We start from the raw sequence: 21,101 nt of genomic DNA, 5'->3' as shown, positions 1-21,101 counted from the left end.
GATGACACTGTTGGCATGCCAGCCCATCTTCATGTCGTGTTCGTTGCATGGGGGTTGGGCTTCGGGCCAGAAGAGTTGGCTGTAGTATTGCGAAGTTGACAATGAGAGAGTTTGGTTGGAACATCCCCCGTTTCGGATCGGCTCAGAGTTGAGTGTGCGGCCGGGAGGATGGAATATGAACGGAGAGAGCTATGCTTGAGTTAACAGTAAAAGAAGTTTGGAATGCGCTTTCGGGGACGGAAAAAGATGATGCCTGTTTGGCTTTTTTGGAGGGTAAGGATACCTTCAGCCGGGATGTTTTGACGCGAGTGACGCAGGAATTGGCTGGGGCCTTAAAATTCAGGGAAACCTTTTTGAAGCGGTTGCCCATTCGGGAAAAGGCCCGCCATTTGCGTCGGTTGACCGACAGTCCTACGCTTCGTCATGTTTGTGATGATCTGCTGCGTTCTTGGGTGGTGAGCCGCAAGACGCCCATGCTGGTGTGTTTTGTTGAGGCGCAGGGGCTGAAACATACCAATGGAATTCTTGATGACAATGTTACTCAGGCGGATCTGAAGTCTGTTAAAAAAGGAGTTCTTGCCGTTCTTGAGAAATTTCCGCCTCGTGAAGTGGCCCTCTATATGGGCATCATGTTGACGGTCGGTGGGGATTTCTGGGTTGGGCTGCCCGAGGTGGTTGAAATGGAATTTCCCGGGATGAAGGCTGCTTTGATTCAGTAGGCCGTGTGGGCAGTGATTGCTTACTGTCTGCTGCCCGCTGTCAACTGACTACTGCGCCTGTTCCATGGCTTGTTTCATAAGGGCGCCAAAATCAATTTTTGGGTGTGACGCTTTCTTGGATTTGGACTTTCCTTTGGGTTGCTCCTCCTCATTTCCGGTCGTCATGTGGAGGCTCATTTCCTGATAATCCGCGGGGATTTCAAAAGACACCGCGTCGGTCCTAACCGTTTTAATTTCAGTGACTTCCATGCTGGATTTGGAGACGCTGATTTTGCCCTCGCTATTCGTCGTTGTTGTAATCGAAAGCGTTTTCACGGGAAACCCTTTCATTTTGTTTTTTTCAGACTGGATCAACTGATCCATGCTTTGATTGTTTGTCTTGGGCGTTTTCCCTACCCAGGCACCAAGAGCAGATAAGTCGATCTTAGTGGTTGCCCAGCTCTCATCGTCCTTGGAAATGGAGCTTTCGTTTTTAAAGCCCATGACGTTCATGGAGACGCGGTAGGAGGTACGAAGCTTGTAATGACGGGTAGGGTACCCGAGGATAGCGGGGCCAGATTCATCCAGGATTGTCTCAACCTTTGGATCGGTGATTTTCATTTGCAGCATGTTGCCCATAGCTCCTGCCATATTCATCATGGAGTCCATATCCCATTTCATGTAGGCCTTGTTGTCAGGCATGACCATAATGAATGTTTTGCCGCTATCTTGCGTCAGGAGGTAGCTGCCTTTCTCGGCGCCGGGAACCTGGCCTTCTGTGAAATCGATTCGGGCCTTACTGGATTCGCTTGTCATTTTGACAACGTTGTTCGCCGCTTCCTTTTTGCCATGACTGTCGGCATCTGAAACTGTTTTTACGGTAATCTGGTATCCCGCATAGGCCTGACAAACCCACACGCTGGCGAGAAGGGTGATAAAAATCTGTTTGGTGATTCTCATTGAGCTCATTCTCCTGTAAGGAACATGTGGTGTTGAAAGATTTAAAAATTTATCCGTGACGCGTTTTGGGAGGATGCTGAGGACAGTCGGAGACTTCCTTTTTCGCCTGCTCATAGCATTCAGGACAGAGTCCGTGGCTGATCCGGGCCAGGGAATGCTCGCCTAGGTATTGATCCAAATGTGCCCAGACCGTCTCATCTATACGCATTTTCCGGCAGTGTGAACAGACTACGATCAGTTGTGTGATGATTCGTTTCTGCTGGATATAGGTGTGTCCGACCGTGATAATTGCAACAACCATCACCCCGATTGTCAGTCCGCATCCCCGGTAGAAATTAGGGGTTTCTGGTCGGATGTTAAACCAGAGAGCTGACAAATCCAGCACTTCGTTAACCCAGATCAGCAGGGTTAGCATAAAAAACGACATAAGTTGCCAGAACGCAACCATGAAAAAGCCGTCTTGGTTTATACGGGAATGCCGACGCCTTGAGAATAATATGGAGTTCATGATGTTATAACCCGATTAACTGATATTTTTTAAAAATATCACTTTAAGCTGGCCAGAGCAATACAATCTCCAATTTAGAATAAGAGTTTGATTGCGCCTAGCGCTGCAAAGATTTGAACCAGTTGTTCGAAGATTTTTCGAGGAATGTGGCGGGCGAACCGGATTCCTGCACAGGCACCGATCGCAATGAATGGCAGGAGCATGGCATTGAAGGTCAATGAGGGAAGGGTGATCAGTCCCAATTGGGCGCTAAAAGGAACTTTGAAGGTGTTGACGAGTAGAAAAAACCATGCGCTCGTCCCAATAAAGGCCGTGGTTGGGAGTTCCATCGCCAGAAGATAAATGCCCATAATGGGTCCGGCCGCATTGGCCATCATCGTGGTAAACCCGGCAAGGAGGCCAATCAGGATTGCCGCACCGTGGTGGTGGGGAATCCGGCTTACGGGATTTGCAAATCGTTGCCTCCATAAGTTCAATGCCAGCATAAACAGTACAATACCCCCGATGAGCGGGCGAATTTGCGCATCATTCAGATGATCCATTGAAAGCCACCCGGCAATAATGCCGAGGATTGTCCAGGGAAAGAGGCGTATCAGTCTTGGCCAATCGGCGTGACGCCGGTAATAGAGTACGCCAATCACATCTCCGGCGATGAGCATGGGGAGGATAAAACCAGTTGAAATTTTGGCGGGTATTACGGCCGCGACGATGGGTACGGCGAGAATGCCAAAGCCGGGAAGTCCGCTTTTTGCCAGACCAATAATAACGGCGGCAAACGCCATAATCATCCATTGAAATACCGAAAGTTCACTCATGCATAGTCGCCTTGAAGAAAAAGGTTGTTTTCAGTGAGCTTGATTTATAAATGAATTAGAGTCATACATCAATATGTGACGCTTGAGATAGAGAGGATTGAACTGGCTCAGGGTGCTACAAACTTGCATTACCGAGCAATGTATTGTTACAAAATTGTAGTTAACGTGCATTGTTTCGAGTGTTCTTTAATTTTGTAATCAATCGTTAGGTATTGTATTTGAAGTGGTTGCGGAATGAATAAATAATTTTGGCACAGTACCTGCTAAATAAAAATTTCAAGTTTTGGGTTGGTTTTTAGAATAACAAAAAGGAGCCTATATATATGAATGATTGTTGTGATTCAGTAAAAAAACAATCCCTCCCGGAAATGTTTGGATCGAATGTTTTTAGTGATGTGGTGATGCGTGCGCGTCTCCCTAAGAATGTTTACAAAAAGTTGCGAGCGACCATTGACGAAGGCAAGGAGTTGGATCCCACCATTGCTGATGTTGTGGCTAACGCCATGAAAGATTGGGCGATTGAGAAGGGGGCTACGCATTATTGCCATTGGTTCCAGCCTATGACTGGTATCACCGCGGAAAAACATGACGCGTTCATTTCCCCGACTGCGGACGGACGGATCATGATGGAATTCAGTGGCAAAGAATTGACGCAGGGCGAACCCGATGCGTCGTCGTTTCCGTCAGGAGGAATCCGGGCAACTTTTGAAGCACGTGGTTATACCGTGTGGGATTGCACCTCGCCGGTTTTCGTCAAGACCGATGGCTCGAATACCACTTTGTTCATTCCCACTTCTTTTGCGTCCTATACGGGGGAGGCGTTGGATAAAAAGACGCCGTTGTTGCGTTCGATGCAGGTTTTGAATAAGCAGGGAATGCGTGTTTTGAAAGCCCTGGGCAACGACACGAGTAAGCGTGTGATCACAACGCTCGGTGGCGAGCAGGAATATTTCCTGATTGACCGGCAGTTTGTTGAAAAACGTGCGGATTTACGGTATGCTGGCCGCACCTTATTCGGTGCGCCTCCACCCAAAGGGCAAGAACTGGAAGATCAGTATTTTGGTGCGATTCATGAGCGTGTAGCTTCATTCATGGCGGATCTGAATGATGAGCTTTGGAAGATGGGTGTGTCGGCCAAAACTCAGCATAACGAGGTGGCCCCTGCACAGCATGAGCTTGCTCCCGTTTATGCCACGGTAAACATCGGTGTGGACCATAATCAGTTGGCCATGGAAATGATGCAGCGGATCGCACGCAAACATAACTTTGTCTGTGTGTTGCATGAAAAACCTTTTGCGGGCGTCAATGGGTCGGGCAAGCACAACAACTGGGCATTGTGCACGGATGACGGGATTAATCTGTTGAATCCTGGGAACACGCCGCATGACAACATGCAGTTCCTTGTGTTCCTGTTTGCCACGATTCGTGCGGTACATAAATATGCCGACCTGTTGCGTGCGACGGTGGCGACACCGGGCAATGACCATCGCCTGGGCGCCAATGAGGCGCCACCTGCGATTGTGTCGATCTTCCTGGGCGACCAGCTGACGGACATTTATCAGCAGATCAAGAAAGGTGCCGCAAGCAGTTCGAAGCAGGGCGGGCGTTTGCAGTTGGGCGTCACCACGCTTCCGGCTATTCCCATGGATACCACGGATCGTAATCGGACTTCTCCGTTTGCCTTTACCGGAAATAAGTTCGAATTTCGTATGCCGGGGTCTTCACAGTCCCTGAGCGGTCCGAACTTTGTGCTGAATACGATTGTCGCGGAGGCCTTATCTGAAATCGCGGATGAACTGCAGGGAGCCAAGAACATCAATTCGAGCGTACAGGCGCTGCTTCAGAAATACGCCAAGGAACACGAAGCGATTATCTTCAATGGCGATAACTATACTCAAGAATGGGTTGCAGAGGCTGAAAAGCGGGGTCTGCACAACATCCGGAATTGTGTGGACGGCATTAACGTCATGATGGAGAAGAATAACGCCAAAGTGATGATGAAACACGGCACCCTCCCCAAAGAGGAAATTCATGCGCGTCATGAAATCCTTTTGGAGAATTACATCAAGACCATTAACATTGAAGCTAAGACCATGTTGTTCATGGCTCGCCGCGAGATTCTCCCATCACTTATAAGTTATGCGACGGATCTGGCTCATGGCGTGACTGCGGTTGAGGCGGCCGGGGTGGACGCTGTTGCTCAGTCAAAACTGTTGCAGCAGGTGAATGATGCGGCGGCGGATATGAGTCTGGCGATTGATGTGTTGGCGGATGTGGTTTCCGTAGCGTCCGCAGAGTCGGCCGTGGGTAAGAAGGCTGTGGCTTTCCGGGACGTTGTCGTGCCAGCTATGGTTGCCTTGCGCATGGTCTCGGATGGGATTGAGCCGGTTGTGGATGCCGAATATTGGCCGCTGCCGACTTATGCCGATATGTTGTTCTATCGTTGATTAGAAGTGTTAGTATTGACATAAACGATGCCCCGTCGGGAAAATCCCGACGGGTTTTTTGTCACATTTTTGAAGAATAAAGGGGACCGAACGATGAATGGAATGCCTGAACAACAAGGGTTGTATGACCCTGCAAATGAACACGATAATTGCGGCGTAGGATTTCTCGCCAATATTGACGGGGTTCAATCGCATCGTATCGTATCCGACAGTATCGAGGTTCTTAAGAATCTTTTGCACCGAGGTGCCGTGGGGGGTGACTTGAGTACCGGAGATGGGGCGGGGGTATTGCTGCAGATTTCTGATAAATTTTTCCGCAAGGAAGCCGCACGTCTCAAGTTCACTTTGCCCAAGGCGGGGTCATACGGCGTGGGAATGCTTTTTGTACCCCAGTCGAAGGTTCGTTCTCATTGCCTCTCTGCCATTCAGCAGGTGCTTCAGGAAGAAGGTCTGGAGTTCATAGGCTGGCGCGAAGTCCCGACTGACGGGAGTATCCTCGGGGAAGAGGCACGTGAGGCACAACCTTTTGTGATGCAGGTCTTGGTCGGGGGTGGAAAATTGTCATGTCTGGCGCTGGATCGCAGACTTTATGTGGTCCGCAAACAGTGCCAGCACCGGGTTGCGGAAATCATGGGGCCCGATGAGCGCTTTTATATCCCCAGCTTTTCCTCACGGACGATTGTTTATAAAGGGTTGTTGATGGGTGGGCAGGTTTCCGGGTTTTATAAGGACTTGAATGATCCGGACATGGAGAGCGCAGTAGCAGTGATTCATCAGCGCTATAGCACTAATACATTTCCGTCCTGGGAGTTGTCACAGCCATTTCGTTTTCTGGCCCATAATGGCGAGATCAATACACTCCGTGGAAATCTCAATCAGATGAAGTCCCGCGAGAATGGGCTGGCCTCGCCGCTATTTGGGGACGACATTCGCAAGTTGCTTCCCATTATTGATCCCGGAGGAAGTGATTCGGCCTGTTTGGATAATGCGCTGGAGCTTTTGGTAGCCGGCGGGCGCTCAATCCCGCATTCGATGATGATGCTCATTCCTGAAGCGTGGGGTGCAAAATATCCCATTGGCCCCGATCAAAAAGGTTTTTTTGAATACCATGCCGGTTTGATGGAGCCTTGGGATGGACCGGCTACGGTGGCTTTCTCGGATGGTTCCGTGGTGGGAACCCTGCTTGACCGGAATGGATTGCGACCGGCTCGTTATACCATCACAAAGGATAATTTTATTGTGATGGCCTCAGAGGCGGGTGTTCTTGATATTCCAGCCGAACGCGTATTGGAGAAGGGGGCGTTGCGCCCCGGCCAAATGATGTTGATTGATCTTGAGCACAAACGGGTTCTGAAGGACAAAGAGCTTAAAAGCCAGATGTCGCGGCGTCAACCCTATCGGCGCTGGGTGGATGAAAATAAGGTCTCGGTGCAAGGCATGTTTGAAGCCATGTCCCCAGTCATTCCGAAATCCGAGACTCTGCTTCAGCGGCAGCGTCTTTTCGGGTATACGCGTGAAGATGTCCAAATTCTTCTGGAGGCGATGGCGTCCAAAGCGCATGAGGCTGTGGGCTCCATGGGGACGGATACTCCTTTGGCGGTCTTTTCAGATAAGCCCCAACTGCTATTTTCTTATTTCAAGCAGCTGTTTGCCCAGATCACCAACCCGCCGATCGATCCGATTCGGGAGGAACTGGTGATGTCGTTGATGACGTTTATCGGCAATCCTTCCAATATTCTCATGGAAATCCCGCAGTACGCGCGTTTGATTAAACTGCGACATCCCTTTCTTTCAAATGAAGATCTGGATCAGATCCGTGGGCTCGAGCTCAAGGATTTCAGCGCGGCTACGCTCTCTATCGGATTCCCGGCGAACGGCTCGGGTGCTGACTTGAAGGCGGCATTGGAGGCGTTGTGTGGGGATGCAGATGCACGGGTTGCCGCAGGTAAAAACCTTCTCATTTTGAGTGATCGTGATTTGATGGCCGGGGTTACACCCATTCCTGTTTTATTGGCCGTTGCCGCCGTTAATCAGCATCTGGTGCGGAGCGGCCGTCGTACCGGTGTGGGGCTGCTTGTTGAAACCGGTGAAGCCCGTGAAGTCATGCATATGGCACTTTTGCTCGGGTACGGGGCCACGGCAATTAATCCCTATCTTGCGTTTGAGTCCATCGCGGATCTTTCCCTCAAGAAAGAGTTGAGTGCGGAGGTCGGGCCCGCCAAAGCGATGGAAAATTATGTTGGCGCCTTGTGTGAGGGGCTTCGGAAAGTGATGTCGAAGATGGGGATCTCAACGTTGCGAAGTTATCGTAGCGCTCAGGTCTTTGAGGCAGTTGGCATTGACCCGGGCGTTGTGGAACATTACTTTTCAGGGACGGCTTCCCGTGTCGGCGGCATTGGGCTATCCGAAATTGCGATGGAAGCAAATGCACGTTATGCGGAGGCATTTTACAACGTCGAAGCGAAACCTGAGTTCTTGCCGACGGGGGGCCAGTATCGTTTTCGGCGGGACGGGGAGCGACATCTTTGGTCTCCGGAAGCGATTACCCATCTTCAGCATGCCACCCGTAGCGGCGATGTAAAGCGGTATAAAGATTATGCGCGGTTGATTAATGACCAGGCTGAGAAGCAGTTCACCTTGCGGGGAATGTTCAAGTTTAAGCCAGGCGCTCCGGTGCCTTTGGATCAAGTCGAGCCGGTGGGCGGAATCATGAAGCGGTTTGTGACCGGCGCGATGTCGTTCGGGTCGATCAGTCGGGAAGCCCATGAGTCGATGGCCATTGCGATGAACCGGTTAGGAGCCATGAGTAACAGTGGTGAGGGCGGCGAAGACCCTGCGCGCTATCAGCCTCTTCCCAACGGTGACAGTCGCTGCAGTGCCATCAAGCAGATCGCCAGTGGACGGTTTGGTGTCACGGCTGAATTCTGTGTTAACTGTCGTGAGCTTCAGATCAAAATTGCCCAGGGTGCCAAGCCGGGCGAAGGCGGACAGTTGCCCGGTCATAAAGTGAATGAGGAAATTGCCAAGGTGCGTCACTCGACGCCTGGAGTTACTTTGATTTCCCCGCCACCGCATCATGACATTTACTCTATTGAAGATATCAAGCAGTTGATCTACGACTTAAAAAACGTCAACCCTGAAGCACGGGTATCGGTCAAGTTGGTTTCTGAGCTCGGGGTGGGTACGATTGCCGCGGGTGTCGTAAAAGCCCACGCGGATATGGTTTTGATCAGTGGCTATGATGGCGGAACGGGCGCCTCGCCGTTGTCATCCATCAAGCATGCCGGTGCGCCCTGGGAGCTTGGTCTGGCGGAGACCCAGCAGACACTGGTGTTGAATAATTTGCGGGGCCAGGTACGGTTGCAGACGGATGGGCAGATTAAAACTGGACGCGATGTGGTTGTGGCCGCCTTGTTGGGGGCGGAAGAATATGGTTTCGCGACCACCGCTTTGGTGGTTCTGGGTTGCATCATGATGCGCAAGTGCCATAACAATACCTGTCCGGTTGGGGTCGCAACACAGGATCCATGTTTGCGCAAATTGTTTGCCGGGAGTCCGGATCATCTCGTCAACTTCTTCACGTTTATCGCCAGTGAGGTGCGTGAGATCATGGCGGAACTGGGCTTCCGTACCATCGATGAAATGATCGGTCGCTCAGACTGTCTTGAAATGAATCAGGCGATCACCTTCTGGAAGGCGAAGGGCTTGGACTTTTCCAAGATACTTTACCGCCCCCCATGCAATAGCCCTGTCCGCTGTGTCGGGAAGCAGAACCACGAATTAAGTAGTGCCATGGATTTGAAGTTGATCCCCAAAGTGAAGGCGGCCATTGAAACCGGAAAGCCGGTATCACTTGAGGCGCCGATCCGGAATGTGAATCGAACCGTGGGCACGATGATTGCCGGGTTGGTGGCCAAAAAATATGGCCATTCCGGACTGCCGGAGGATACGATCACCATGACTTTTAAGGGCTCGGCTGGACAAAGTTTCGGGGCCTGGTGTGCCCGGGGAATGACACTTGTCCTGGAAGGGGAGTCTAATGACTTCCTCGGGAAGGGATTGTCGGGTGGCAAAATCATTGTCAGGCCCTTCGCCGCCGCGACGTATGCCCCGGAGTCAAATGTCATCGCCGGGAACGTTCTGTTATACGGGGCAACCTGTGGTGAGGTCTATCTCAACGGAGCTGTTGGTGAACGGTTTGCCATTCGTAACAGTGGTGCCACCGCCGTCGTTGAAGGGATCGGTGATCATGGATGTGAATACATGACCGGCGGTCGTGTGGTGGTGCTGGGACATACCGGTGTCAATTTCGGGGCCGGAATGAGTGGTGGTCTTGCCTATATTTATGATGAGCACCGTATTTTTGACGCACGCTGTAATTTAGACATGGTGGATTTGGAGCTCGTGGTAAGCTCTGCTGATAAAGCTGAACTGAGAGGATTGTTGGAGAAGCATCTGCGCTACACGGGCAGTCTTAAAGCCAAACGCATTCTGGAGAATTGGGAAGAACAGCTGCCATTTTTCATCAAGGTATTCCCGATGGAATATCGCCGGGTGATGGGGCAGATGATGAGAGAAGATGAAGCGACCGAAAGAGCAGAGGTGATTCATGGGTAAGGTAACCGGTTTTATGGAATTTGAACGCCACGACCCTGGCTATCGTCCAATTGATGAACGGGTGAAGGATTTCAATGCGGTGGAACTCCGGTTGTCGGACTCTGAGGTGAGGGAGCAGGCGGCGCGGTGTATGGATTGCGGGACGCCGTTCTGCCATTGCACAGGATGCCCGATCGAGAATGTGATTCCTGAATTCAATGAGCATGTGTATCAGGGCCGCTGGAAGCAGGCGTTGGATATTCTACTGGAGAAGGATAATTTTCCAGAGTTTACTGGGCGTATCTGCCCCGCACTCTGTGAAGGTTCTTGCGTGTTGGGAATCAACAAGGATCCGGTGACCATCCGGCAAATCGAATTGTCGATCATCGAAAAAGGCTTTGAGTTGGGATATATGAAGCCCTGCCCGCCAGCGGAACGTAAAAAAGAGCGGGTTGCGGTGCTTGGTTCTGGTCCCGCCGGATTGACGATCGCCGATACGCTGAATCACGCTGGTTATTGGGTTGTGGTTTATGATGCGGATGAAAGACCCGGAGGCATCCTGCGATACGGTATTCCGGAGTTTAAGCTTGGGAAATGGGTCGTGGATCGCCGGATAAAGTTAATGGAGGCGGAAGGCGTTGTGTTTGAGAATCAGGTCAGTGTAGGGGATGACATTTCCTATCACTACCTTCAAAATCGATTTGACGCCATCTGCCTTTCCGGTGGTGCCCGTGAAGCCCGTGATATCAAGGTGCCGGGGCGGGAGTTAAAGGGGATTCATTTTGCCATGGACTTCCTGGTGCAGCAGAACAAACGGTTGGGGGGCGAGGGGGGCAAGGTCGGTACTGATATTTTGGCCGGTGACAGAAATGTGCTGGTGATTGGCGGAGGGGATACGGGCGCGGATTGTGTTGGAACTTCGATCCGGCAAGGAGCCAAGTCTGTGACACAGATTGAGATTCTGCCACAGCCTCCTCCCACTCGGGCTAAGAGTACTCCCTGGCCTATGTGGCCGTTGCAGTTACGGATTTCAAGCAGTCATAAAGAAGGCTGTACCCGGCGGTGGAGCGTGGCGACCAAAGAATTTTCTGGCAAGGATGGGGCCGTTCAGTCAATTCGGGCGGTGGAGGTGGATTGGGTTACCCCGGCGGGTGGTGGACGGCCAGCTATGGTGGAAAAACCCGGTACTGAGTTTGTAATAGAAGCAGATCTTGTTTTATTGGCGATGGGCTTTTCAGGACCCGGGCGCAATAAAATTGTGGAGGGGCTTGCTATCAAGACAGAGCCCAATGGGGTGATCTGGCGCGACAAGCAGAATATGACCAATATCCCTGGTATCTTCGTGGCAGGCGACATGACGCAAGGAGCCTCGCTCGTGGTTCGAGCCATGCGTGATGGTCGACAAGCGGCGGCCGGGATTGCTGCTTATCTTGAGGCCAGACGGACCTGATTTTCCGGTGTCCGTTCTGGCCCTGGCGATTCTTTGTGCATTTCCACGGCGACACGCGAATTTCGATTTAGAAGAAAGCGGACGCCAACATAGTCTCGGCTTCATCCGCCCATGCTTTGGATATGGCCCGGCCTTGGGGGAGGAGAATCATCAGGCGGCGGGAGGCAATTTTGTTTTCCAGTGCTACGGAGGCGTACCGGTCAATAAGATGGGTGGGGGCGCGACGGAGGACGGCAATCAGGTCATCCAGCAGATCCAGGGGCTCCTCCGCTTGTGGCACCAGCACGAATTGAAAGAGATTGTCTGGAAGAGTCCGGATAGACTCCTGGATAAAGGTGGCCAGTTCTTCTCGCCTGGCAAATAAGTTCGCTCCCTTGAAAAGAAAAGCTCGACGGGATTGTGTGCCAGGAAGTGTCCTTTTTTCGAAGTTTTTTACGGAAATCTGTTCAGGGAAAAGGTCGAGTTTCCGTCCTGTAAATTGGGGCGTGGAAACGTCGGATCGCAGCTTGGGGTGCTGAGCGATAAGTGCCTCAATGGCTTGAAAAGCCCGGCGATCCATAGTGGACGTCTTTGTCACCGCATAAGGGGGCAGGGGCTGCGCCTCAATTTTCCACTCACCCCGTCGTTCGCGCAATTCAGTGCCGGGGAGTAGAAGGGTTTGCAGGCATTGGATATTCGTGCTGGAAAGTTTCAAGGCCCAGTTTATGGATTGTCGAACGTCTTTGATATGCTGTAGGGGCAGCCCATACATGATGTCCACCGTAACCTTGATGCGGCGTCGGGTTAATTTGGCGATTCCGGCATCCAGTCGAGGCAACGAGGTGGGGCGGCGGATGGCCTTGAGGACGATGGTGTCCCGGCTTTGTACACCGACTTCAATATCCACAAAATTGGCTGCGGCCATGAGATCGGCCTCCTCATCGGTTAATCGCACGGCATTGAGTTCCGCAAAGAAGGAGAGTGTCCTTTTTTTGTTAAAGGCTGCCAGTTGAATCAGGATTTCCCGGAAGCAGGGATGGGCGTTAAAGGTAGGATCCACGAAACGGATTTCATGGGCTCCGATCGTTTGTAATGCATCAATGCGCGACATAATGTCGATAGGACTGAGAAAGGACATGGAATGGCGCAGATGCGGATACCGGCAGTAGGTGCAGCGCATGGGGCAGCCGCGCGAAGTTTCCAGATACGCCATTCCTTTTGCGTCTGGTCGGCAGGCCGCATATCCTGGTGGTGGAATCTGCTTCGATAACTCGATGGGGCAGGGCGTGTTTTTACCCCATTGGTAGCCCTTGGGAGAGCGGAGCGCAACCGATGATATATTGACTGGTTTACGGGTCCGGAAGGAACGGAGCAAGGCCGGGAATACCGCTTCCCCTTCACCGACGGCGATGGCATCAGCTATCGGTGGTTCAAACAAAAAGGGATGGGAATAGGCCGCCTCCGGCCCGCCGAAGAGGATGCGGGCATGGGGTCGGCGAGCCTTGAATTGTTGCATCAGGCGCAGAGTCCGCTCGATGTTCCAGAGATACAGGGTGCAGGCGATAAGGTCAGGGTTCAGGCGAAGAATTGCTTTTAACAGGCTTGGATTGTCGCGGTTCCGGGCAGCTTCCGGGAGCTGAAAAAACTCATAATAGGCGTCTTCTCCATTCACTTCGGCGGCGTATTGAAGGTAAGCGGCGGCCAGGGGGACATTTTCAGTATCCCCATGAATGTCGTTATCCAATTGAGGGAGCTGGAGGAATAGGATTTTCTTTCGCGATGCCATGAGCGGAGTTTTTAGCACCGGACGGTGTGAATGGCAAGGGGTGCATCGTTGGGCCGTAAAATCTTGAAGTTGTGCAAATAAGAGCGATTGTGATAAAAAATTCAGATTCGTTGTGTGGAATCATGGAAGAGTTTAGGAAACAGCCGAAAGGATAATACAAGCATGAAGGACATTGCAGTTAGCGACGTTCGGAATTTTGTCTTGATGGGTCATACGGCGAGCGGAAAAACCACCTTGGCTGATGCGTTATTGTTCAAGATGGGTGCCAATGACCGATTGGGTTCTGTGGATCAGGGTTCCAGCCTCGGTGATTATACCGATGAAGAAAAAGCACGGAAGACCACGATCTACGCGAAGTCTTTTTGCGGGACCTATAAAAGCTCTGATGGTCACAACATGGATATCGTTTTCTGCGATACGCCCGGCTATGACGACTTTTTCGGGCAGGTCATTCAGGCGAGCCGTATTGCCGGGGCCGCCTTGATCACCGTTGATGCCCATGCCGGTATTCAGATTGGCACCATGAAAGCCTGGAAGCAGGCTTCTGCTCTCGATATTCCACGTGCGATTGTGGTGACGGGGTTGGATCGTGAGAATTCTCCTTTTGATAAAGTCATGGCCGATATCAAGGCCACCTGGGGCGATCGCTGTATTCCTGTTCTGATGCCGTTGCCTGATGCCAGCGGGGTGGTGGATGTATTGGCGGCCACAAATGTTCCCGCTTCTGTCAGTGACGCCTTGAAAGAAGCCAAGGGCGCGTTGGTCGAAATGGCTGCCGAGACGGACGACTCCCTGATTGAGAAGTATCTTGCCGGTCAGCCTCTGTCGGCCCGTGAAATTGCTGATGGTCTTCGTCATGCGGTGTTTGATCGCAAACTTGTGCCGGTGTTCGCCTGTATGGCGCTCAAGAACATCGGAGTGGGTGAACTGCTGGATGGAATTGCCCGGTTCTTTCCGTCTCCTGCTGATCGGCCCATGAAGGATGCCGATGGGAAACCCATTGATACGGCCCCTGCGGCGCCGTTCGTTGGGTATGTCTGGCGCACCGTCAATGACCCCTTTATCGGGCATATGAGTTTCGTTTATGTCTGTGGAGGCACGTTAAAAACCGACCTAGAAGTCATGAATATGAGTAAGGGGCAAAAGGAACGAATTGTTCAGTTTGTATCGTTGAACGGCAAAAAGCAGACGCCGATTACTGAGGCGGAGGCGGGTGATATCGTGGCCATCTCGAAATTGAAAGTCACGACCTTAGGGGATGCACTGTGTCAGGCTCCCGCCAAGGCGAGCTTCACCCCGTTCAGCTTTCCGAACCCGGTGATGTGGTACGCCGTGGCGGCCAAAACGCAAGGGGATGAGGATAAGATCGGTACGGCCTTGCACAAGCTTGCAGCGGATGATCCCACCATTCATGTGGAACGGCATGCCGATACCCATGAGACGATACTTGCGGGAATGGGCGACACGCATCTGGCGGTTGCCGTGGAGCGCATGAAAAAGCGGAACAATGTTGACGTGATTCTGAGCACGCCGAAGGTTGCCTATAAAGAGACAGTGACCGGGCGCGGGGAAGGTCATTACAAGCATAAGAAGCAATCCGGCGGACGGGGACAGTATGGAGAAGTTTACCTGAAGGTTGAGCCGCTTCCCGAGGGCGATGAAAAGTTTTTTGTGGATGCGCTTGTTGGGGGCTCCATTCCCCATAATTTCGTGCCTGCCGTCCACAAGGGTGTCGTGGATGGCATGGCGAAGGGTTCGCTGGCAGGGTGCCCGGTTGTCGGGGTTCGTTCCACCGTTTATGATGGTTCTTATCACGATGTCGACTCTTCTGAAGTGGCCTTCAAGATTGCGGGGGGGCGTGCGTTCCGCGAGGCGATGAGTAAAGCCAAACCGGTTTTGCTGGAGCCGATTATGTCAGTTAAGATTACGATTCCCGATCATTTTATGGGCGATATTAATGGGGATATGAGCCATCGGCGCGGTCGAATTGTCGGGATGGAGTCGGCAGATGGCATGCAGGTCATCACGGCGGATATCCCGCAATCGGAATTGTTCAGTTATTGTGCCGAACTGCGCAGTATGACGGGGGGCCGGGGTTCGTTTGAGATGTCATTCGCTCGTTATGACTTGATGCCTGCGTCTGTGGCCCAGAAGGTGATTGCGGCTGCAGCCAAAGATAAGGAAGAGGAGCAGGAGTAAAATCCGGGCCCGTGAATCCCTTTGCTGCATCCATGACACGCTGTGAGTTGTGTCCCCGCCGCTGTGGTGTCAACCGGGCGGAAGGTCAGCGAGGGTATTGTCAGGCGGGCGGGACAGTTGAGGTTTATCGCTACGGGTTGCATCAGGGTGAGGAGCCGCCGGTATCCGGAACCAAAGGTTCAGGGACGGTGTTTTTTAGCCGGTGTACGTTGAGTTGTGTGTACTGCCAGAATTATCCCTGGAGCCAGGAGGGGCAGGGGCGGCCGGTTTCGGTCGATGAATTGGCGGAAATGCTGAGGTCGTTGTATCGGGATGGGTGTCATAATTGGAACTTGGTAAGTCCGACACCCTGGCTGCCTTGGATCCATGAGGCTTGGAGCCGAGTGGTTGCGGATGGACTCTCGCGGCCAATCGTGTATAACACGAGCGGCTTTGAGAGGGTTGAGCAGCTGCAGGCGATGGCTGGCTGGATAAATGTGTATCTGTCAGACTTGAGATACGCCCGGGATGCCACGGCGAAAGAGGGCTCTGATTGTACCGGCTATGTCTGGGCGTCGCGTGCGGCTTTGTTGGAAATGTGGCGCCAGACGGGCCCGTTGAAACTCGATGAGGAGGGCGTGGCAGAAACAGGAACGATTTGCCGGTTGCTAGTGTTGCCGGGACGTGCGGATGAGGCGGTGTCGAATTTGGAATGGCTGGCGGGAGCGGTGGGGACAGAGATCCCGGTAAGTGTCATGGCTCAATATACGCCGGCTTACAAGGCTCTGTCTCAAGCGCCATGGAATCGACGCCCGACAAAGGATGAGTATGGTATTGTGGTTGACGCGATGGAGCGATTGGGGTTTTCCGAAGGTTGGATTCAGGAGTATGAAACTCCGGTGCAGGACAATTTAGTTGGATTCAAAATGAGCCCGGGTTAATCGGGATCAAGTAAGTATCAGGAAAGAGAGGAATAAGATGAGCGGTCATAGTAAGTGGAAGACAATTCAGCATAAGAAGGGCGCGGCGGATGCCAAGCGTGGTAAAATTTTCAGCAAGATGGCGAAGGAATTGATGGTTGTGGCCAAAGCCGGTGGCGGCAGTCCCGACACCAATACAGCCCTGCGCAATCTGATCATCCGGTGTAAGGCGTCCAGTATGCCCAATGAAAACATTGACCGTGCCATCAAGAAAGGGACTGGTGAATTGGCGTCGGAAGTCATGGAGGATATCACCTATGAAGGCTTCGCCGCCGGTGGCGTTGGAGTGGTGGTTAAAGTTCTGACTGATAATAAAAATCGTGCGGCGGCCGAGCTGCGTCACATTTTCTCCAAGAACGGCTCCAGCCTTGCGGCTCCGGGGTCGGTGTCCCGTGGCTTTAAACGGCGTGGACAGATCTTTGTGGACGCGAAGTCGGTTGAAGAAGACAAATTGATGGACTTGGTTCTCACTGCAGGCGCTGATGATATGAGCCTCGATGGCGAGCAGTACGAGGTCCTTACCGATCCCAATGCGTTTCAAGGCGTTCTGGATGCGCTTGAAAAAGCTGGCATCAAGACCGATGATTCCGCGATCCGGTTGGTTCCCGAAACTTATACATCCGTCAGCGACAAAACAGTTGCCAAGGCTGTGATGAAGTTTGTGGAGACGCTGGAAGATAATGACGATGTTCAGGACGTGTATACCAACATGGATCTGGATGACAGCGTGCTGGCGTTAATTTCGGCGGAATAATGCGTGTTCTCGGGATAGATACCTCGTTACGCTCAACAGGCGTTGGCGTGGTGGAGTTCCTTGCCAGCAAAATGATTGCCGTTGAGTACGGTCGGATTCACAACTCCGACCGTCTTTCTTTATCTGAGTGTCTCCGGCGGATTGATGGCGGAATCCGTGAGATCATTGCGCGGACAAAGCCGGAGTTGGCCGCCATCGAGGATATCTTCTTCGCCAAGAATGCCCGGACGGCCATGGTGTTGGGGGAAGCCCGGGGTGTGGTGATCGCGGTCTGTGCGACTTCCGGGATTCCAGTGTATGAATATGCGCCGCGACGGGTGAAGCAATCGGTCACCGGAATCGGATCCGCCGATAAACTGCAGGTGCGAAAAATGGCCATGGTGGTTCTGGGATTGAAAGAGGAACCGCAGGAGGATGCGGGTGATGCGCTGGCGATCGCCCTGTGTCATTTCAACAGTCGCAATCCGATTGCTGAGTTGGCCCCGCAACCCATCTAGGACCTGGTGATAAGCGCGAGGGACTTATGATAACTTTTCTTGAGGGGATTATTGAGGAAAAAGAGCCCACCCACGTCGTGCTCAATGTTGGCGGGGTGGGGTATGAGGTGGTGATTTCCCTGAACAGTTATGATCGTCTGCCTGCGCCGGGCGAGTCCGTGCGCTTGCTGACCCATGACCACATCCGTGAAGATGAACATCGGCTATTCGGGTTTATGACAGCCGATGAACGGCGGGTGTTCACCCTGTTACTGGGGGTGTCCGGGATTGGACCCAAGATTGCGCTTTCGGCTCTCAGTGGCATGACCGTGCGGGAAATTAAGGTGGCCATCAAAGATGGAGATGTAAAGCGACTTAGTTCCATTTCCGGAATCGGGAAAAAGACGGCCGAACGCATGGTGATCGAGTTGCGCGACAAATTTGGCGCCGGAGAAATTCTGGCGGCATCAGTCCCGGGTCATCCCGAATCAGATATCAAACTGCGTGATGCGATTCTGGCATTGATTTCCCTCGGCTACAAACGTGCCGAGGCCCAGGATCTCGTCTTGCGTGTCATCAATCAGCCTCACATGACGGAGGCGACGGTTGAGGACATTGTGCGTAAATCTCTTGCTGGATAAATCATAACAAAAGGAGAAATAGTATGGCGGAACTCAAAGGATCAAAGACGGAGAAAAATTTACAGGATGCGTTTGCTGGCGAATCTCAAGCCCGTAATAAGTACTCCTATTTTGCCTCGACAGCGAAAAAGGAAGGTTACGAGCAGATCGCGGCACTCTTTCTGGAAACTGCTGAGCAGGAAAAGACCCATGCCAAGCTGCATTTTAAGGCGTTGAGTGGCATCGGGGACACGCTTGCTAATCTCAAAGCGGCGGCGGGTGGCGAGCATGAGGAATGGACGGAAATGTATCCCCGGATGGCCAGGGAAGCCCGTGAGGAAGGGTTTGACGAAATCGCGCGGCTTTTTGAGGGAATTGCCAAGATCGAGAAAGAACACGAGGAGCGTTATAAGGCCCTGTTGAAGAACATGGAAGAGGGCAAAGTGTTTAAGAAGGACGTCAAAGTCAAGTGGCGTTGCCGCGAATGTGGATTTGTTTACGAGGGGACCAATGCCTTGGTAAAATGCCCGGTTTGTGCTCATCCCCAGGCCTTTTTTGAAATTACCCCGACGAATTATTAATTGACCTGAATAAATCCAGCGACTCAGCCGTCTAAACTCATGGAGGCCATTGTATCAGCCGAGCTTCTTGAACGTGCCAGGAAGGGCGATATGGACGCCTTTCTGGCATTGTTCGAGGAGTCACGTGCAACCATCCATTCGGTGGCATGGCGGTTGGTAGGGCCGGACGAGGCTGAAGATGTTGTGATGGAAACCTACCTGAGGGCTTGGAAATATGTTCCCGGCTTCTCGGGGCGTTCTTCGGTTCGGACATGGTTATGTCGGATTGCGCATAATTGTTCGGTGGATTGGCTGAGGAAAAGGCGACACGTGGTGCAACCCCTGGATGCAGGGGACGATGAGGAGGGGAGCGGGGAGGGGAACCTGTTTGTGGATTCCCAACAACGCGAACCCTCCGAGATGATTGCGGGAGCTGAATTACAGGCGGCGATTGACGCCGCGTTGGAGACCGTCTCACCTGAACATCGTACGGTGTTGTTATTGAGATTCTCGGATGAATTAAGTTATTCCGAGATTGCGGCAGTTACAGGGGTGTCAATCGGGACTGTTATGTCCCGTTTGTTCAATGGGCGGCGCAAATTCGTGAAAGCTCTGGCGGTGCTTGGCGTGAAAACGGCGAGAGGGTGGATATGAAAAAAAACTCATGGAGTGAGATCGAGGAGGGCTTAAGAAGCCAGAAAGCTCCGCCCCCGCAGAACGATGCCGAGTCGTTCCAGCTGGATTTTAAGGCGCGAGCCTCCTTGATGCGTCAGGATTCTGCCAGTCCGGCAGCCGCGTTCGCCTGGTTCCCCGTCTTGAGTTGGCGTATTGGAATCGCTACTGCGGCGGCAGTTCTCATTGCAGGGCTTGTCCTATGGCCAGCCTCCTCAACACTGGTGACGCAGGTTAAATCGTTACAAGTTCTCGCTCCCCACAGTGGTGTGATCATCATGACCGATGAAGACAATCCAGGAACCGTCGTTTGGGTGACAGATTTGGAGTCCGACGATGGGAGTAAGGGGTGACCTATGTCCAATAACCTGAAAACAATCCTGTTACTGGCTCTCATATCAACCGCAAACTGGGCATTTGCCGGCTCCATGTTGAGTGTCAGGCTGGTTGAGGCCAATAATGCAGGGCAGGGCATGGGGACAGGGTTGGGCGATGTCGCGCACCTGCTCCAGAATAATCTTCCTTATAAAACATTTCAATTACTGGCGAGTCGATCCATGTCCTTGCCGGCCAACAGTGCGGCATCCTTAAGCTCAGGTATCGTGGCCCGCTGTTCAGGCGGTCAGGAGAACCTGAATGTGGTGCTCGAGCGCGGTGGGCGAAAGATCATGCAGACCACCGTTGAACTCCGTGATGGAACCCCCCTGATCATCGGCGGGATTTCATCCGGTCAGGGAAAGTTGATTGTCGTGTTGCTGGCGAAATAGCGATTAGAATCCGTACGCGATCTTCAACTGTTCTTCAGTTGGCAGTGCCGGATAATATTCACCACGCGGGCCGACATATTGATTGCCCACCCGGCGAAGATTGACTGGGGTATATGACCCATTGGAATTCTTTACATTGATGACTGTTGTGTTGGCGGCCTCATTCGCGGCACCAATTTGCGAATTCATGTTGTTCATCTGAGCATTCGATTTGTCGGTTTGGTGGCCCATCGTTCCGCCAAGTAATCCACCGAGTGCTGCGCCTGCAACCATACCTTCACGATTGCCGAAGGCGCCGTGACTATTGTTTCCGATGATACCGCCCGCTAAGGCGCCTAAGGCCGCCCCAATGGCCGCTTGATTGAACGTTGATTGGTTTTCCTGATATTGAGGAGTGGAGCAACCCATCATGACGAGTCCAGCCATTGCGACGCCTGCGGTTTTGAGAACAATTGCTTTTTTCATAATAAACTCCCTCTCGCGAACCTGTTGATCATTCAGTTCGGTATTTTTATACCATGCCTGTTCATACTCGTATAGACGGAAGTGATTGGATTTTTATTCACTGCCTCTGGCGATTTTGCCGTAGCCACAGTAAGTTTGGCAGAGCGATAAGACATAAGCCCACGCAAACGATAAAAAATAATCGGTAGGCCTCCATTGGATAAATCCAGACAATGGGCGTTCGCACGGCCTCTTTCAGGCAAAAGTCCAACATCACTCCTGAGCCGTTTGCCAATAGCGAAATAACCACAAAATCACGCAGACGGAGGTGGGTATTCATGTCGTAGTTTTGAAAAATGGTCGGGGCGGCGGGATTTGAACCCACGACTTTCAGCGCCCAAGGCTGACGCG

At 52.3% G+C, this 21,101-nt stretch carries 19 protein-coding genes; 13 read left to right on the top strand and 6 right to left on the bottom strand.

The window, feature by feature from the left end; translation table 11 throughout:
• Positions 1–191: 191 nt before the first annotated feature.
• Positions 192–719: a hypothetical protein gene (locus tag WCI03_07030; GenBank protein MEI8139604.1), complete on the top strand. Its 528-nt coding sequence runs from the start codon at positions 192–194 to the stop codon at positions 717–719.
• Between the two features lie 48 nt (positions 720–767).
• Here the strand turns inward: WCI03_07030 and WCI03_07025 are convergent, their stop codons facing one another.
• The 3 genes from WCI03_07025 to WCI03_07015 form a co-directional block, all read right to left on the bottom strand.
• Positions 768–1,658: a DUF4412 domain-containing protein gene (locus tag WCI03_07025; protein ID MEI8139603.1), complete on the bottom strand. Its 891-nt coding sequence runs from the start codon at positions 1,656–1,658 to the stop codon at positions 768–770.
• A 49-nt stretch (positions 1,659–1,707) separates the two neighbouring features.
• The gene (locus tag WCI03_07020) at positions 1,708–2,166 is read right to left on the bottom strand and encodes a hypothetical protein (GenBank protein MEI8139602.1); all 459 of its coding nucleotides are present in this window, start codon (positions 2,164–2,166) and stop codon (positions 1,708–1,710) included.
• 74 nt (positions 2,167–2,240) lie between these two features.
• Complete coding sequence (locus WCI03_07015; GenBank protein ID MEI8139601.1) at positions 2,241–2,981, bottom strand: sulfite exporter TauE/SafE family protein; 741 nt, start codon at positions 2,979–2,981, stop codon at positions 2,241–2,243.
• Between the two features lie 323 nt (positions 2,982–3,304).
• Between WCI03_07015 and WCI03_07010 the strand changes: the two genes are divergently transcribed.
• The 3 genes from WCI03_07010 to WCI03_07000 all read left to right on the top strand — a co-directional run bounded on the left by WCI03_07010 (position 3,305) and on the right by WCI03_07000 (position 11,474).
• The gene (locus WCI03_07010) at positions 3,305–5,428 is read left to right on the top strand and encodes a glutamine synthetase III (GenBank protein ID MEI8139600.1); all 2,124 of its coding nucleotides are present in this window, start codon (positions 3,305–3,307) and stop codon (positions 5,426–5,428) included.
• A gap of 93 nt (positions 5,429–5,521) precedes the next feature.
• Entirely contained in the window at positions 5,522–10,045 is a 4,524-nt protein-coding gene (gene gltB, locus WCI03_07005; GenBank protein MEI8139599.1) for a glutamate synthase large subunit, read from the top strand.
• Positions 10,038–11,474: a glutamate synthase subunit beta gene (locus tag WCI03_07000; protein MEI8139598.1), complete on the top strand. Its 1,437-nt coding sequence runs from the start codon at positions 10,038–10,040 to the stop codon at positions 11,472–11,474. The genes gltB and WCI03_07000 overlap by 8 nt, the downstream gene beginning before the upstream one ends.
• Before the next feature lie 67 nt (positions 11,475–11,541).
• On the opposite strand, the gene WCI03_06995 is transcribed toward WCI03_07000, so the two are convergent.
• Positions 11,542–13,239 (bottom strand): radical SAM protein, encoded by a 1,698-nt coding sequence (locus WCI03_06995; protein MEI8139597.1) that lies wholly within the window; start codon positions 13,237–13,239, stop codon positions 11,542–11,544.
• Between the two features lie 162 nt (positions 13,240–13,401).
• On the opposite strand from WCI03_06995, the gene fusA reads away from it, so the two are divergent.
• The 9 genes from fusA to WCI03_06950 are packed head-to-tail and all read left to right on the top strand — an operon-like array spanning position 13,402 to position 20,246.
• On the top strand, positions 13,402–15,438 hold the full coding sequence (gene fusA, locus WCI03_06990; protein MEI8139596.1) for an elongation factor G: 2,037 nt from the start codon (positions 13,402–13,404) through the stop codon (positions 15,436–15,438).
• An 11-nt stretch (positions 15,439–15,449) separates the two neighbouring features.
• On the top strand, positions 15,450–16,358 hold the full coding sequence (locus tag WCI03_06985) for a radical SAM protein (protein ID MEI8139595.1): 909 nt from the start codon (positions 15,450–15,452) through the stop codon (positions 16,356–16,358).
• 37 nt (positions 16,359–16,395) lie between these two features.
• On the top strand, positions 16,396–17,151 hold the full coding sequence (locus tag WCI03_06980; GenBank protein ID MEI8139594.1) for a YebC/PmpR family DNA-binding transcriptional regulator: 756 nt from the start codon (positions 16,396–16,398) through the stop codon (positions 17,149–17,151).
• The gene (gene ruvC / locus WCI03_06975) at positions 17,151–17,648 is read left to right on the top strand and encodes a crossover junction endodeoxyribonuclease RuvC (GenBank protein MEI8139593.1); all 498 of its coding nucleotides are present in this window, start codon (positions 17,151–17,153) and stop codon (positions 17,646–17,648) included. The genes WCI03_06980 and ruvC overlap by 1 nt, the downstream gene beginning before the upstream one ends.
• Positions 17,649–17,674: 26 nt before the next feature.
• On the top strand, positions 17,675–18,268 hold the full coding sequence (gene ruvA / locus WCI03_06970; protein ID MEI8139592.1) for a Holliday junction branch migration protein RuvA: 594 nt from the start codon (positions 17,675–17,677) through the stop codon (positions 18,266–18,268).
• A 23-nt stretch (positions 18,269–18,291) separates the two neighbouring features.
• The gene (locus tag WCI03_06965; GenBank protein MEI8139591.1) at positions 18,292–18,828 is read left to right on the top strand and encodes a ferritin family protein; all 537 of its coding nucleotides are present in this window, start codon (positions 18,292–18,294) and stop codon (positions 18,826–18,828) included.
• 39 nt (positions 18,829–18,867) lie between these two features.
• Positions 18,868–19,461 carry a sigma-70 family RNA polymerase sigma factor gene (locus WCI03_06960; GenBank protein ID MEI8139590.1) on the top strand — a complete coding sequence of 198 codons (594 nt, stop codon included), beginning with the start codon at positions 18,868–18,870 and terminating at the stop codon, positions 19,459–19,461.
• On the top strand, positions 19,458–19,832 hold the full coding sequence (locus WCI03_06955) for a hypothetical protein (GenBank protein MEI8139589.1): 375 nt from the start codon (positions 19,458–19,460) through the stop codon (positions 19,830–19,832). The genes WCI03_06960 and WCI03_06955 overlap by 4 nt, the downstream gene beginning before the upstream one ends.
• Positions 19,833–19,835: 3 nt before the next feature.
• Positions 19,836–20,246, top strand: a complete 411-nt coding sequence (locus tag WCI03_06950) for a hypothetical protein (GenBank protein MEI8139588.1) — start codon at positions 19,836–19,838, stop codon at positions 20,244–20,246.
• Positions 20,247–20,249: 3 nt separating this feature from the next.
• Here the strand turns inward: WCI03_06950 and WCI03_06945 are convergent, their stop codons facing one another.
• A complete protein-coding gene (locus WCI03_06945; GenBank protein ID MEI8139587.1) occupies positions 20,250–20,711 on the bottom strand; it encodes a glycine zipper domain-containing protein in 462 nt (153 codons plus the stop codon).
• A gap of 97 nt (positions 20,712–20,808) precedes the next feature.
• On the bottom strand, positions 20,809–21,101 hold a 293-nt coding region (locus WCI03_06940), incomplete at its 5' end, for a hypothetical protein (GenBank protein MEI8139586.1).

The organism is bacterium (assembly GCA_037143175.1).
In the GTDB taxonomy this organism is placed as follows: domain Bacteria; phylum Verrucomicrobiota; class Kiritimatiellia; order CAIKKV01; family CAITUY01; genus JAABPW01.
This window is presented reverse-complemented; position numbering and strand designations above follow the sequence as displayed.

Excerpts from the sequence above, each read along its gene's own strand:
- WCI03_07030 (MEI8139604.1), top strand. The coding sequence starts at position 192 with ATGCTTGAGTTAACAGTAAAAGAAGTTTGGAATGCGCTTTCGGGGACG.
- WCI03_07025 (MEI8139603.1), bottom strand. The coding sequence starts at position 1,658 with ATGAGAATCACCAAACAGATTTTTATCACCCTTCTCGCCAGCGTGTGG.
- WCI03_07020 (MEI8139602.1), bottom strand. The coding sequence starts at position 2,166 with ATGAACTCCATATTATTCTCAAGGCGTCGGCATTCCCGTATAAACCAA.
- WCI03_07015 (MEI8139601.1), bottom strand. The coding sequence starts at position 2,981 with ATGAGTGAACTTTCGGTATTTCAATGGATGATTATGGCGTTTGCCGCC.
- WCI03_07010 (MEI8139600.1), top strand. The coding sequence starts at position 3,305 with ATGAATGATTGTTGTGATTCAGTAAAAAAACAATCCCTCCCGGAAATG.
- gltB (MEI8139599.1), top strand. The coding sequence starts at position 5,522 with ATGAATGGAATGCCTGAACAACAAGGGTTGTATGACCCTGCAAATGAA.
- WCI03_07000 (MEI8139598.1), top strand. The coding sequence starts at position 10,038 with ATGGGTAAGGTAACCGGTTTTATGGAATTTGAACGCCACGACCCTGGC.
- WCI03_06995 (MEI8139597.1), bottom strand. The coding sequence starts at position 13,239 with ATGGCATCGCGAAAGAAAATCCTATTCCTCCAGCTCCCTCAATTGGAT.
- fusA (MEI8139596.1), top strand. The coding sequence starts at position 13,402 with ATGAAGGACATTGCAGTTAGCGACGTTCGGAATTTTGTCTTGATGGGT.
- WCI03_06980 (MEI8139594.1), top strand. The coding sequence starts at position 16,396 with ATGAGCGGTCATAGTAAGTGGAAGACAATTCAGCATAAGAAGGGCGCG.
- ruvC (MEI8139593.1), top strand. The coding sequence starts at position 17,151 with ATGCGTGTTCTCGGGATAGATACCTCGTTACGCTCAACAGGCGTTGGC.
- ruvA (MEI8139592.1), top strand. The coding sequence starts at position 17,675 with ATGATAACTTTTCTTGAGGGGATTATTGAGGAAAAAGAGCCCACCCAC.
- WCI03_06965 (MEI8139591.1), top strand. The coding sequence starts at position 18,292 with ATGGCGGAACTCAAAGGATCAAAGACGGAGAAAAATTTACAGGATGCG.
- WCI03_06960 (MEI8139590.1), top strand. The coding sequence starts at position 18,868 with ATGGAGGCCATTGTATCAGCCGAGCTTCTTGAACGTGCCAGGAAGGGC.
- WCI03_06955 (MEI8139589.1), top strand. The coding sequence starts at position 19,458 with ATGAAAAAAAACTCATGGAGTGAGATCGAGGAGGGCTTAAGAAGCCAG.
- WCI03_06950 (MEI8139588.1), top strand. The coding sequence starts at position 19,836 with ATGTCCAATAACCTGAAAACAATCCTGTTACTGGCTCTCATATCAACC.
- WCI03_06945 (MEI8139587.1), bottom strand. The coding sequence starts at position 20,711 with ATGAAAAAAGCAATTGTTCTCAAAACCGCAGGCGTCGCAATGGCTGGA.